The 12,794-nt window shown below is 66.5% G+C and carries 13 protein-coding genes and 2 pseudogenes; 6 read left to right on the forward strand and 9 right to left on the reverse strand.

Annotated elements, in window-relative coordinates; all coding sequences use genetic code 11:
- Positions 1–26: 26 nt before the first annotated feature.
- The 3 genes and pseudogenes from BVI061214_RS13715 (at position 27) to mog (ending at position 1,507) form a co-directional block, all read left to right on the forward strand.
- Positions 27–543: pseudogene (locus BVI061214_RS13715) on the forward strand (GTP-binding protein).
- A complete protein-coding gene (locus tag BVI061214_RS13405) occupies positions 522–929 on the forward strand; it encodes a GTP-binding protein (RefSeq protein WP_248841714.1) in 408 nt (135 codons plus the stop codon). The pseudogene BVI061214_RS13715 and the gene BVI061214_RS13405 overlap by 22 nt, the downstream one beginning before the upstream one ends.
- Positions 926–1,507, forward strand: coding sequence for a molybdopterin adenylyltransferase (gene mog / locus BVI061214_RS03030; RefSeq protein ID WP_082333113.1), 582 nt, complete (start codon positions 926–928; stop codon positions 1,505–1,507). Before BVI061214_RS13405 ends, mog begins: the two co-directional genes overlap by 4 nt.
- Here the strand turns inward: mog and BVI061214_RS03035 are convergent.
- Positions 1,458–2,639, reverse strand: coding sequence for a hypothetical protein (locus BVI061214_RS03035; protein WP_053767238.1), 1,182 nt, complete (start codon positions 2,637–2,639; stop codon positions 1,458–1,460). The two genes, mog and BVI061214_RS03035, sit on opposite strands and share 50 nt — an antisense overlap.
- Positions 2,636–4,024, reverse strand: a complete 1,389-nt coding sequence (locus BVI061214_RS03040) for a hypothetical protein (protein WP_053767239.1) — start codon at positions 4,022–4,024, stop codon at positions 2,636–2,638. The genes BVI061214_RS03035 and BVI061214_RS03040 overlap by 4 nt, the downstream gene beginning before the upstream one ends.
- Positions 4,025–4,525: 501 nt before the next feature.
- Here BVI061214_RS03040 and BVI061214_RS13200 point away from each other — a divergent pair.
- Entirely contained in the window at positions 4,526–5,032 is a 507-nt protein-coding gene (locus BVI061214_RS13200; protein WP_211256773.1) for a hypothetical protein, read from the forward strand.
- Between the two features lie 64 nt (positions 5,033–5,096).
- On the opposite strand, the gene BVI061214_RS03050 is transcribed toward BVI061214_RS13200, so the two are convergent.
- From BVI061214_RS03050 to BVI061214_RS13285, 7 genes and pseudogenes are all read right to left on the reverse strand, one after another.
- On the reverse strand, positions 5,097–5,498 hold the full coding sequence (locus BVI061214_RS03050; protein ID WP_053767240.1) for a SaoD/DsrE family protein: 402 nt from the start codon (positions 5,496–5,498) through the stop codon (positions 5,097–5,099).
- Between the two features lie 11 nt (positions 5,499–5,509).
- On the reverse strand, positions 5,510–6,697 hold the full coding sequence (locus BVI061214_RS03055; protein ID WP_053767241.1) for an outer membrane protein assembly factor BamB family protein: 1,188 nt from the start codon (positions 6,695–6,697) through the stop codon (positions 5,510–5,512).
- 2 nt (positions 6,698–6,699) lie between these two features.
- A complete protein-coding gene (locus BVI061214_RS03060) occupies positions 6,700–7,572 on the reverse strand; it encodes a metal ABC transporter substrate-binding protein (RefSeq protein ID WP_053767242.1) in 873 nt (290 codons plus the stop codon).
- Positions 7,556–7,987: a hypothetical protein gene (locus BVI061214_RS03065; protein ID WP_156303211.1), complete on the reverse strand. Its 432-nt coding sequence runs from the start codon at positions 7,985–7,987 to the stop codon at positions 7,556–7,558. The genes BVI061214_RS03060 and BVI061214_RS03065 overlap by 17 nt, the downstream gene beginning before the upstream one ends.
- The gene (locus BVI061214_RS03070) at positions 7,984–9,165 is read right to left on the reverse strand and encodes a hypothetical protein (RefSeq protein WP_053767244.1); all 1,182 of its coding nucleotides are present in this window, start codon (positions 9,163–9,165) and stop codon (positions 7,984–7,986) included. Before BVI061214_RS03070 ends, BVI061214_RS03065 begins: the two co-directional genes overlap by 4 nt.
- Positions 9,166–9,241: 76 nt before the next feature.
- A pseudogene (locus BVI061214_RS12845) lies at positions 9,242–9,593 on the reverse strand (hypothetical protein); the annotation flags it as partial.
- Positions 9,594–9,767: 174 nt separating this feature from the next.
- A complete protein-coding gene (locus tag BVI061214_RS13285; protein WP_003049007.1) occupies positions 9,768–9,938 on the reverse strand; it encodes a hypothetical protein in 171 nt (56 codons plus the stop codon).
- A gap of 88 nt (positions 9,939–10,026) precedes the next feature.
- Here BVI061214_RS13285 and thrS point away from each other — a divergent pair, with 88 nt between their 5' ends.
- The gene (thrS, locus tag BVI061214_RS03075; RefSeq protein ID WP_053767245.1) at positions 10,027–12,009 is read left to right on the forward strand and encodes a threonine--tRNA ligase; all 1,983 of its coding nucleotides are present in this window, start codon (positions 10,027–10,029) and stop codon (positions 12,007–12,009) included.
- Positions 12,006–12,785: a PaaX family transcriptional regulator gene (locus BVI061214_RS03080; protein WP_053767246.1), complete on the forward strand. Its 780-nt coding sequence runs from the start codon at positions 12,006–12,008 to the stop codon at positions 12,783–12,785. The genes thrS and BVI061214_RS03080 overlap by 4 nt, the downstream gene beginning before the upstream one ends.
- Positions 12,786–12,794 lie beyond the last annotated feature (9 nt).

Consider the following 12,794-nt stretch of genomic DNA (forward strand, 5'->3'; position numbering starts at 1 on the left):
CTTCTCAAATGGGGGAAGGCTCGGCCATGGCCGCGGACAAAGGGGGAGGAGGCGGGCGGATTCCCGCAACCCTGATCACAGGCTTTTTGGGAAGCGGCAAGACCACTCTGGTGAACCGCCTCCTCCGGGAGCGGCCTGGGATGGCGGTCTTGGTCAACGATTTCGGAGAGGTGCCTCTGGACGGAGACCTGATTGCCGGGGAAAAGGTGCTCCCTCTAGCGGATGGGTGTGTGCTGTGGGCGCTCGGAGGACCTGGTCTGGGCCCTGGCCCGTTTCGCCCGAGGGGAGCCCCCCGGCCACCTCCTGCTGGAGACCAGCGGCCTAGCCCACCCCGGCCCCGTGCTGGCCACCCTGGCCTCTCCCGGGGTCAAGGAGGCCTACCGGCTGGCGGGGGTGGTGACCCTGGCGGATGCCCTCCACCTCGAGGCCCACCTCGCCTACCCAGAGGCCGTGGCTCAGCTGGCCCTGGCCGACCTGATCTCCTTTCCAAGGTGGACCTGGCCCCTAGAGGGGAGGAGGCCTTGGACCGGCTCAAGGCGTTGAACCCCACGGCCCAGGTTCGGCCCATCGTCCGGGGGGAGGGGGTGGGGGTGGAGGAGGTCCTTTTCCCGCCCCGGAGCCTGCGCATCCTCCACCCTGGGGTCCACCTCCACGCCCACGCCCGGGTGGTGGTCCTCCCAGGGGAGGCCTCCCTGGGGGACCTCGAAGCCTGGCTCAAAGGGGTCCTCCTCCTCCTGCACGGCTCCCGTCTCCTCCGGGGCAAGGGGGTGGTCCGGCTCCGGGAGGCCCCCAAGCCCTTGGTCTTCCACCTGGAGCTGGGTTTTGCCGAGGCCAGGGACGGCCTGAACCACCTGGTCTTCATCGGAGAGGGGCTGGACCGCAGGAGCCTAGACGAAGGGGCCAGGCGGGTCTTCGGAGGTGCGACGTGAAGGGAAAACCCTTGCTTAGGGTGGGCATCCTGACGGTTTCCGACCGGGCCAGCCAGGGGGTCTACGAGGACTTTTCCGGACCCGCGGTGCGGGCCTACCTGGAAGGCGCCCTGCCCTACCGCCTGGAGTTCCGCTACCTGCTGGTCCCCGACGAGGTGGAGGCCATCCAGGGGGCCATTCTGGACCTGGTCGCCTCCTCGGGCTTCGTGGTGACTACGGGGGGCACGGGGCCTGCGCCCCGGGACGTGACCCCGGAGGCCACCCTCCCCCTCCTGGAAAAGCCCATGCCCGGCCTGCCCGAGGCTATCCGGGCTGCGAGCCTCCTGGACACCCCCACCGCCATCCTCTACCGGGGGGTAGCGGGGGTGCGGGGACAAAGCCCCATTCTCAACCTGCCTGGCAACCCCAAGGCTATCCCCACCTGCTTGGGGGCCGTACTCCCGGCCTTGCCTGCCCTTTTCCGTCTCATCGGAGCCCTCCGAATAGAAGGGGCCCTGGCCTTTGGCCAGGGCCCAGACCCGGGTTTTCTCAAAAGGTGCGGGCCAGCACGTAAAGCCCAAGGGCGAAGTAGAAGATGAACCACCCCACCAGGAGGCGCACTCCCAGATCCCCAAACCGTTCCACGCTAGGCGCCGGGTCAGCGCCTTCCTTTTTGAGTCCGGAGGCGTAAATCACCTGGGCCAGGTAGACGATGACCGGCACAGCCGCCAGCGCCGTGGCCACAAAGAAGAGGATGGAACCCCAGTCCCAAACAAAGGGGTATTGCAAGACGCCGTAACCCATCCTTCCCAAAGCTGCGGTCCTCATCCCCTCCCGCAGGATTCCCACTACCAGGAGGGCCAGCCCGTAAAGGCCCAACGTGGACAAAGCCCTCTCGGAACTGGCCTTCTGGCTGTGGAGGAAGAACGTGGCGGCCACGGCTAGGGTGACGATGAGAACGGGGAGGGCCATTCCCAACTCGGCCCCTTGGCTAAAGGCCCAAACGGCTCCTAAGAGACCGAAGAGGATAGACCCCAGGCGCAGGGCTCCCCGGGCTTGGCTTTCCACAAAGGCCAAAAAGGCTTGGGGCACGTCTTCGCGGCGGCGGAAGTACCAGGCGAAAAGGAAGAGCATCACTCCCAAGGAAAGGGCGGCCTGGCCGAAGAGCAGGGCCCCGAAGCGAGGGAGGTTGTATCCGTGGAAGGCCACGCCGCGGGTGTCCGGCACCCCGCCTGGGGCGTACCACTCCACCCACCGGGAGGGGTAAAGGCCGAAGCTGGATAGGTTGTGCATGATCCAGCCTGCCAGGAGGAGGAGAAGGAGGGAGACGTATCCCACACCGACAATGTTCCCCCTCAGGTACAGGATGTAGAGGAACAGGTAGCCTAGGGCCACGGCGGGGATGAAGAGGGTGGTCCAAAGTCCCATGACCGTGGTGGCCGTGTACCAGGCGGGGTCGTAGATCACCTGCACGAAAAGGAGGGGGGCAATCCCCATGGTGATGCCGAGCCCTGTGGCCTGGGTGGCCAGCCTCACAGCCACTTGGGCGAGGCGCTTCCAGTTTTCCTCCGACCGGCTGAGGCCATACAGCCCCACGGCCAGGCTACCGATGGCAGCCGTCACAAAGAAGATGTGCAGGACGTAGGTGACGACCAAAAGAATCTGAATGGGCAGGGGGTGGATGGGAGCTCCCAACGGGTCCCGCATGGATAGAAGGGCTTCCGGGTTCACTTGGCACCTCCTTCCGTCCTGAGTTCGGGGAAAAACTCCTTGACCAGCCTCTCCAAGTACATGGCCATGTACTCCTTTTCCTCAGATGTTCCAACCGTAGGGTGCATGTAGGGGAACCCCCCAATCGCCTCCAGATAGGCGCGGATAGCCGGGGCATCGGTCATCCCCCGCCTTTTCAGGAGGGCCGGCAAGGGGCGCAAACCCCCTAGGAAGGCGGTATTCTTGCTGACCGTGTGGCAGCTGGAGCACTGCAGGGTTACCAAGACCCGCCCAGCCTCCACAGGGTCCTGACCGCTTGTGGGCCCGGCTCCCTTGGCTCCTGGGGCCACAGCAAAAGGCAGGCGCTGCAAAACCCCTTCTTCGTTGAGCCGGGGAGCTTCGGCCTTGATCCCTCGAGGGGCCTTTTCGGCGAAGATGATCTGGTTGGAGCCCATGTAACCATAGATCACGTCTGGCTTTCTGAGGACTTCCCGGGTCCTTTCCGCACCAAAAAGCCCCAAGAAGGCCAGAGCCAAGGCCAGGTAGCCCAAGGGAGCGCTGACCCTCTTCGGGGACAGGATGGCCGTGATGAGCACTAAACCAGAGGCGATGACCCCCGCCGCCATCTTGATGTAGAAGACGGGCTGGATGGCCTGAGGAATGCGGAGCAGAGTCTTGGCGTGCTCGTGGAGGCTAGGCACGTACCAGAACACCACCAGGGCCGAGCCCAACAGTAGCCCTACAAGCCCCACCTTCCCTGCCAAGGGGATGACTTCCTGTCGCGCTGGATGGTCCTTGGGGAGGCTGCCCGCCACCAAGAGGGCGTACAGGGCGGTGAGGGCAAACATAAGGGCAAAGCGGGCGAAGAGCATGGGCCAGAAGCTGGGGTTGTAGAAGCCGTCCAGGCTCAGGCCAGTCTGGAGCCACGCCCCTGGGGTGAGCTTGAAGCCCAGGATACCCACGATGATGGCCAGGGTGCCGCTCGCCGCTAGGGCCAGGATGAGGCCAATGCGGGCGTGGGTTTTGGGAGTAACCCGGCCGAAGGTGTAGTAGTAGACGGCGATGCCGAAGACGTCAATGATGAACCAAAACCACTCCGCTGCCCAGTAGAAGACGAAGTTGTGGATAAGGGTAGAGATGCCCCTCGGGTTGCTGGCGGTGACCGAAAACCAGATGCCTACCCCAAACATGGCCCCAAGGGTGTAGGCCAGCATGAGGAGCCTCAGGGCGGAGGCTTTCAGGTAGTCCTGGAGGTAGGGCTTGTTTTCCAAAAGCGCCTTCCGCTCCACCCACCAGTTGAACCAAGTGGCGGCCACGGTCACGTGGGAGAAGAGCACGTGAGCCACAGCGATGATGGCCACCACTATGGCCGAGTGGATTAGGTAGCCTTCCCAGACCGGGTACATTCTTCACCTCCATTTGAAGGTCCCCACTGTTGGACCCTACGCCTAGGGTAGGGCAGGTGCCAGGGGCACCTAACCTTACGGGGAAAAAGGACAAACGTCCCACCTTGACCCCCTACCCTGGGGTGTGAGGTGCTATCCAAAAGCTCCAAAAGGCTTTTCCTGGTTGGGCTTTACATAGCCCTCACCCTGGCGTCTTCCACCGGGGTGGCCCTGCAGATGTACCTCATGCAGGTGCAAAACCCTTCCCTTCGTTCCGACCTGTGCCAGGCACCGGGGGAGGAAAAGCCGCTGGAGCACTCCCTCTTTTGCGGCCTTCAGGTGGCCCCGGGCCTCCCTTTCGTGGAGGAGCCGGTCCCCTCTGGGCCCTCGAGGGGGCTTAGGGCTAAGCCCCTCGCCAGGTTGGGCCACTCCCAGCCCCTCCCGGAAGTCTTGGCCCCCCGCCCCCCTCCCACGTCCAAGCGGTGGTTTTGGGAAGGTTCGGCTTTTGGACGAAGGGAGGTGGTGGCGTTGCGGGTTACCCTCTTTGCGAGTGAGCTGGAGCTTTACGCCCTGGTAGCGGGGGCTTTGATGGCGCACGGGATTGAGGTCCTTTGGCGAGAAGAAGGCGGCCAAGCTCTGGCGGATCTGGAGCACATGGAGAAGGGCCAGGTGGTCCTTTGGCGGACCCCTCAGGGCATCCGGGCCTGGGATGCCCGGTACTGGGTTTTCCTTACCCGCAAGGACGATCCGACGAGCTTGGCCCGGGCTCTCCTTCGGGGCCAGACAGGTCTTGCCCTGAGGCCTGGGGAGCGGGTTCTCTGGGAGGCTATGGGCAGACTGGGCTCCTTAAGGACCACTCATCTCGCCCAGGCCACGGGGATGCAGGGGCACCAGGTCCGTTTTCACCTCAGGGGGCTCCGGCAGAAGTTCGGGCTTTGCGACCTAAATCTTCTCCGCCTGGCCCGCCACAGCTATAGGCTTTTGACAGCAGGATGGGAGGGTTTGGAGAAGAGGAGGGAGGTTGGGTGAAAAGGGGGCCGCCTAGCCCCAAAAACCGCCCCGGGGGCCGCCGCCCCCGGGGTTTCCCTTCCCCCTAGAGGGTGATCACCTGGTCCACCTTGCCCGCCAAGGCAGCGTAGAGGTCGGGGAAGCACCCCACCTCCACTCCCTCCACCACGTGGGGGGCCACCCGGCAGTCCCCAGGTTCCTTCCGCCCTTCCCCTCCTGGGGTGCACCACCGGGGTTCCCCGGTGGCCAGACCCCTTTCCAGGGCGCACGAGTCGCACATCATGAGGAGGATACCCTTCTCCCGGGCCACCCGAGCGAGCCTCTCCCCAATGGGGTTCCCCTTCTGCAAGACCATGGTGTTGTCGTCAAAGAAGAAGATGCCTGCCACCTCCACGCCGTGGATCCCCGCCTCCAGCTGGGGTAGGATCATCTGGCCCAGCTTGTGGCTGGCGGCCCGCGGGCTTGCCAGGATGTAGGCCACTCGCATCCCCCACCTCCTCAGTGCTTCACTCCCTCCACCTGGAAAAGGGCGATGCCCGAGGGCGCCCCTCCGACTTGGAAGCGGGCTTTCACCTTCCCCTCCTCCAGGTCCACCTTGACCACCTCCCCCTTCTGGGGGTCGGTGAGGTAGGCCACCCCGTGGGCCACGGCCATCCCTACCCGAGGGGCCCCTTCCTTGGCGGGGGTAACGGCCTCCAGGCTCCAGACGAGGCGCTTGGCCCCGGGGTCTATCTTGTGGAGCTTCCCGTCCTCGGTGAGCACATAAAGGGCTTCGCCCTCGAGGTCAAAGCGGATGGAGTAGGGGGAGCGCCAGGGCGGGGCGGGGAGGGGGAAGGGCTCCATGCGGCCCTCCCGGGGGTGGATGAAGGCCAAGCCGCGGCCGAAGTTGCCCACAAAGAAGGGCTGGTTGGGGTGGGCCACCAGGCGTCCTACCCGGGCCCCTTGGGGAGCGTTGGCCGGGTTAGGGATCTTCTGCGCCACTAGGCCCCGACCTTGGCTCCGCACCAGGAGGACGCCGTCAGCGCAGCCGAAAGCCGCCCACTCCCCTAAGACAGCCTGGCCATGAAGGCCGGGGCAGGCCTGGGGGAAGGCGAGGACCCGCTGGCCCCCCAGGGTGTAGGCCTCGAGGCGGCCCCTTTCCATGCCTCCCACCAGAAGGGCCTCCCCCAAAACAGCCAGCGACCCGTGGTCCGCGCCGCCCGTGGGGATAAGGCGCGGTGTAAACTCCACGCCCAGCCGCCGGAGGTCAAAGAGGGCCACGGTTCCGTCCCCGTCGTGATGGACGGCCACCCACTCCCGGCTTACGAAGGCGTGGGCGGGCTTGGGCCCGGTGCGCAAGGTGGCGGCCACGTAAGGGTTTTCCTCCTTCACGTCACTGTGGTCGCCGTGGTCCTCCAGGCGCAGGCCGCCCCAGAGGAAACCCACGGCGTTGCCCTCGGTGTGGACCGTGAGAACGTACTGCCCTCCGGGTACGGGGTAGAGCGTAGCGGGAGAGGGCACCGTAAACCGGCCCAGCTCCTTGCCGTCTTCGTTCAGCACCACCACCACAGGCGCCTTGGCGTCGGCCACGGCGATGCGGGTGAAGAGCTCTTCCTCACCGTGGGCTAGGGCAAGGCCCAGGAGCGCTACGCCTAAAACCTGCAGGACCGCTATATCCAAAACCTGTCTGACCACCTTCTTCCACATGCCTAACCTCCTTTCACCGCCTCGCAGATCCTTTCCCGGTTCCAACGGAGGAGCTCCATGTAGCTGGGCACCCTCCGGTCCAGGACATCCGTGTAGAGGACCACCAGCCTGGCCCCCAGTTCCTGGGCCAGGAGGCGCAGGGGGCCAGGGTCGTACTGGGGCTCGGCCACCACCAGGTCCACGCCCCTAAGCTCCGCCTCCCGGATGAGGGCGATGCGGGACCGCACCCCCTCGTCCCGCCCGTGGGTGTCGCGGAGGGCCCCTACGATTTCCATTCCGTAGCGGCGGGCCAGATACGAAAGGGCAAGGTGGGCCACCACCACCCTAAGCCGCCTTTCCCCAAGGCAGGCTTGGAGGCGCGCATCCTCCTCCATGGCCCGCTTGCGGAAGGCCTCCAAGTTTCTATGGAAGATCTCCCTTCCCCGGGGGTCTAGGGCTGAGAGCTCCTTGGCCAGCTCCTCGGCGTACCGCACACCGTAGGCAGGGTCCAGCCACATGTGGGGGTCGCAATCCCCGTGGAGATGGACTCCCTTCTCCCGGAGGCCCAGGAGGCCGCAGATAGGGTCCGGCATCCGGGGGGCCAGCTCCACCACCCGAGCCCCACGGGGAAGGAGGTTCCTAAGCTTGGGTAAGTAGGGCTCCAGCCCCAGTCCATTAGCGATAAGGAGCCTCGCCCGGGAGATCTGAAGGGCCACGGAGGGCCGGAGGTCAAAGGCGTGGGGGTCCGCCCCCATGGGGATCACGCTCTCCACCTGGAGCCGGTTCCCCGCCACCTCCCCTGCGATGCTGGCCAGGATCGGGGTAGTGGCCACAACCGGGGCCTGGGCCAGGGCTAAGCCCAGGGCCAAGGCCAAAAGGCTAAGAGGCCTGCGCATATGTGCCTCCCGCGAACAAGGCCTTCCAGTCCTTGAGGTGCCGCCTGGCTCCCGGGGGAAGCCGCCTGAGGAAGCGCTCCCGCCCCTCTCCCCGAAGCTGGGCCACGGCGTCCTCGTAGGCCTTTAAGAAGGGGAGGAAGTGGGCTAGGCCCTCCGCGAAGTCCAGGGGTTCGGCCTCGGGGTGGACCGCCGGAGGATAGGGGGGGATGGGAGCCCGGTAGAAGCGCTCCCTGGGGCGGTGGTAGAGAACCCCCCGGTACCAGAGGCCGGTGGAGTGGAGGAGGGCCTCTTCCCTTAGGTAGAGGCTGGAGCCTATCCCCTCGGGGTGGGGCCTCTTGGCGAAGCCCAGCTCCGTGAGGAGGCCGTGCTCGGCCTCGAGGCCCATGAGGTACATGACCACGGGCATGGGGTTCATGGCCGGACCAGGACCAGGCGGGTGGGGTTACCCCCGGTCCGCAGGTAGCGGGCCACACGGCCGCGCTCTACGTCCACCTCGGCTACCAGGCCCAGGTGGGGCAGGCTCACGTAGGCGAGGCCCCTCTCGGGCCAGAGGGCTATGTCGGGATAGATAGCCCCGCCCGTGTCCTCGTCCATTTCAGGATAGGGCTTGGCCGCTACCCGCACCTCCTTGAGAAGGTTCCCGTTCCTGGCTTCCCGTACCTGGAGCCTGCCGTCGGTGAGGAGGATGTAGAGCCGTTTCCCATCGGACTTTCCCCGGATGAAGACCCCGCCCAGGGGGATGGGGGTAAGGCTAAGGGTCGTGGGGTCCAGGCGCTGGAGGTGCTTCACCCCGTCGGAGTAGCCGAAGAAGGCCCCTTCACCCTTCAGGAAGGCTCCGATCCGCTCCCCGGCCACGGGGTAGGCCAGGCGGGCCCGCTCCTTGCCCCCCTCCAGGACCAGAACGTCCCGGGCGCAGGCGAAGAAGCTCCGGCCCGTCTCCGGGTGGAAGGCCTCCCCGTGCTCCAGGGGGCAGGGGAAGCGCCCGGCCTCCTCCCCCCCGAGGCCCTTGGGGTAGAGGACCACCTGCCCCCGGGCCAAGAGGGTGAGGTAGGTGCCCTCAGGGGCCTCCACCACGTGGTAGTGGTCGGGGTTGGGAAGCCGGACCCTTTCCGCCTGGAAGGCGGCCTCGGGGGCCAGGCCCTCCTCGGAGAACAGGAAGGCCACGGCGTCCCGTTCGGCAAAGGCCAGGAGCCGCCCCCCGTGGGTGTAGGCCTCGCTCCCGTGGCCGATGTTCCACCCCCGCCCCAGAAGGAGGCTCTTAGCGATGACCGGCCGGCTCCAGCGTCCCTCCTCCTTGCCGGTCCAGACCACGGTGAGCCACTGCCGGTCTGTGTCCCGGCCCCGAGAGACCAGGAGGTACCGGCCCGAAGGGGTGGCCACCAGGCTCATCCCCCTTGGGGGAAGGCTGAGCTCGGCCACCACCTGGCCTCTAGGGAGGTCCAAGGCCAGGAGGCGGGCGTGCTGCGGGCGGTTGTCCAGAGCAAAGAGCCGGGCTTCGGAACTGTAGGCCTCTGGGGCCTCGGGGACCGCGCCGTGGGTTAGGCCTAGGGAAACGAGGGTCAAGAAAAGGGCTGAGAGGGCGCTGCGGAACATGCCTCCACCTCCAGGGGTGATAATACTGAGAATGCGTTATCAAGTCAAGCAGGCCTCCGTTCCCAGGTGGGCTTGCCTAGCAAACCGCCTCGTACCCAGGGGGCGGCGGCAGAAGGGAGAGAAGGACCCTAAGGCCGCAGGCGATGAGCTCCAAAAACGCCCGCACCATGGCCGTCCAAGGCTTCCCCAAAGGTAGGCCCCCCCAGCCAGGTCTTCATCCCCCCAAACAACCCCTCCACCACCCCGCGAAACCGGTACACCTCGGAGTCCCACCCCTCCCGCGCCCGTACCCGCGCCCCCTCCCTGGCCTTCCCCCCAAGCCGGGGGTCCGGGGCGTAACCTCTCCCCGCCACCCCACCCCAGGGCAGGAGCAACCTCCTCTCCCTCTCCCACCGCACCAGGGCCAGAAGCCGCGCGTGCCCCCGGACCAGCTCCCGGGAAAGCCTCTCCAGTAGGGCCTCCAGGAGCTTGAGGTCCAGGCGCTGTACCGCGTAGCAGACCAAGGACTGATGGGAGGGGAAGGGGGCTTCCATGAGGTCCTGAAGCAGAGCCTCCGTCTTGCGGTAGGTGAGGTGGAAGAAGGCGCGGAAGTTGCTTCTCCGTCAGGAGAACACCTTGAGAAGAAGGGCCAGGTAAAGGCCGTGGTCGTAGCGCCAGGGGCGGCCCCGCTGGCCCTTGGGGGTGGGTGGAGCCACCTCCCGGGCCAGGCGCAGGCAGTGTTCCAGCACCTCCTTGGGGCTTGCCTCCCTGCGAAGGAAGCCTCGCTTGCCCATCAGGGTAGGAATGAATATACACCCATTATCCCGACCTTTGCAAGGCAAACCCAGCTGCGGAGCGGGAAAAGGGGGTATAGTAAGGCCCATGACGGTTTACCTGCCGGATGGGAAGGCCCTCGAGGTCCCCGAGGGGGCCACCGCCAAGGAGGTGGCCGAGCGCATCGGCCCCGGGCTGGCTAAAAGGGCGGTGGGGGCCATCGTGAACGGGGAGGTCTACGACCTCCTCAAACCCCTCCCGCCGGGGGCCACGGTGCGCATCCTGACGGAGAAGGACCCCGAGTACCAGCTCCTCTTCCGCCACACCCTGGCCCACGTCCTGGCCCAGGCGGTCAAGGAGTTCTTCCGGGAGAAGGGCTACGACCCGGAGAGCGTGAGGCTTGGGGTGGGCCCGGTCATTGAAAAGGGCTTTTACTACGATATAGACGCCCCTGAGCCCCTCTCCGACGAGGACCTGCCCCAGATTGAGGAGAAGATGCGGGAGATCCTTAGGCGGGACCTCCCCTTAAAGCGCTACGTCCTCCCCCGGGAGGCAGCCCTGGCCCGCTACCAGGGCAAGGACCCCTACAAGACCGAGCTCATCCTGGACCTCCCCGAGGGCGAGGAAATCAGCTTTTACCAGCAGGGGGACGAGGCGTTTGGTTTCACCGACCTCTGCCGGGGCCCCCATGTGCCCTCCACGGGCAGGATCCCCCCCCACTTCAAGCTGACCCACGTGGCCGGAGCCTACTGGCGAGGGGACGAGCGGAGGCCCATGCTCCAGAGGGTCTACGGGGTGGCTTTCCGCACCGCCGAGGAGCTCAAGGAGTACCTCTGGCAGCTGGAGGAGGCCAAGAAGCGGGACCACCGCCGGCTGGGGCGGGAGCTGGAGCTTTTCCTCATTGACCCCATGGTGGGCAAGGGTCTGGTCCTGTGGCTTCCCAAGGGCAACGTGATCCGGGAGGAGCTCATCGCCTTCATGCGGGAGGAGCAGATCAAGCGGGGCTACCAGCTGGTCACCACCCCCCACATCGGCAGCCTGGAGCTTTACAAGACCTCGGGCCACTACCCCTACTACGCCGAAAGCCAGTTCCCCCCCATCAGCTTCAAGGAGCGGGGCGAGGAGGAGGAGTACCTCCTCAAGCCCATGAACTGCCCCCACCACATCCGCATCTACGCCCACAAGAAGCGCTCCTACCGGGAGCTTCCCCTGCGCCTGGCCGAGTTCGGCACCGTCTACCGCTACGAGAAGGCGGGGGAGCTTTTAGGCCTCACCCGGGTCCGGGGCTTCACCCAGGACGACGCCCACATCTTCTGCGCCCCCGAGGACGTGAAGGGGGAGTTTCTTGGGGTCTTGGACCTGGTCCTCAAGGTCTTCGCCACCCTGGGCCTAAAGGACTTCCGGGCCCGCATCGGCACCCGGGACCCGAAGAGCGACAAGTACGTGGGGGACGAGGCCCGGTGGTCCCTGGCCGAGCGGCAGATTGAGGAGGCGGCCCTCGAGGCCGGCCTCCACTACACCGTGGAGGAGGGGGACGCCGCCTTCTACGGCCCCAAGCTGGACTTCGTGGTCAAGGACGCCCTGGGACGGGAGTGGCAGCTGGGCACCATCCAGGTGGACTACAACCTCCCCGAACGCTTCGGCCTCACCTACGTGGGGAAGGACGGGGAGGAGCACCGCCCGGTCATGATCCACCGGGCCCCCTTCGGCTCCCTGGAGCGCTTCATCGGCATCCTCATAGAACACTTCGCCGGAGACTTTCCCCTCTGGCTTTCCCCGGTGCAGGTGGTGGTGGTGCCGGTATCGGAAAAGCAGGAGGACTACGCCCTGGAGGTAACCCATAGGCTCAAGGAGGCGGGCCTCAGGGCCGAGGCCGACACCAGGCCCGAGAGGATGCAGGCCCGGATCCGGGACGCCGAGCTGAAGAAGGTCCCCTACGTGCTGGTGGTGGGGGAGAAGGAGAAGGCCGAGGGCGCCGTGAGCGTGCGCCGCCGCCACCGGGGCAACCTGGGGGTCATGCCCCTTTTCACCTTCGTGGAGGGCGCCCTCAGGGAGTACCGGGAAAGGCGGCTGGAACCCGTCTTCGGATGAGGGCCCGCTCCACCATCTTCACCCTCTTCGTGGAGCACGTCTACCCGGAAAGGCGGGCGCCCCTTAAGGCCCTCATCGCCATGATGGAGGCCTTGGGCTTCTCGGAGGCGGCGGTGCGGGCGGCCCTTTCCCGGAGCGCCAGGCGGGGCTGGGTGGCGCCGGAAAGGCGGGGCCGGGTGGTCCACTACGCCCTCTCCGACCGGGTCTTCTGGCAGGTGCGCCAGGTACGCCGCCGCCTCTACGAGCCCCTTCCCCCCTGGGACGGGAGCTTCCTCCTGGTCCTGCCGGAAGGCCCCAGGGAGCGGGGGGAGAGGGAGCGCTTCCGGCGGGAGATGGCCCTTCTGGGCTACGGGAGCCTGCAAAGCGGGGTCTACCTGGGGGCCAGCGCCGACCCCAGGGCCACGGAGGAGCTTCTCGGCTTCTACGGCCTTTTTGCCACCCTCTTTAAGGGGCGGCCTCTGGGCAAGGGGGAGGAGCTTCTCCGGGCCTTTCCCCTCGAGGCCGCCCGGGCCCACTACCAGAGCCTCCCCCTGGAAGCCCACCTCCCCGAAGACCCCGTGGAGGCCTTCCGGGCCCTCACCCGGCTGGCCCACGAGGTGCGCAAGGTCCTCTTCCTGGACCCCCTTCTGCCGGAGGCCCTCCTCCCCGAGGGCTTCCCCGGCCCCCGGGCCAGGCGGCGCTTCCTGGAGCTGAGGGAGGCCCTTAAGGAGCGGGCTCAACCCTTCCTAAAGGAGCTCGGCCTTCCCCTTTCAGCCCTCTCACCCAGGCCCGGGTAAGCTTTGGGG

Source organism: Thermus aquaticus (assembly GCF_001280255.1).
Taxonomy (GTDB): Bacteria; Deinococcota; Deinococci; order Deinococcales; family Thermaceae; genus Thermus; species Thermus aquaticus.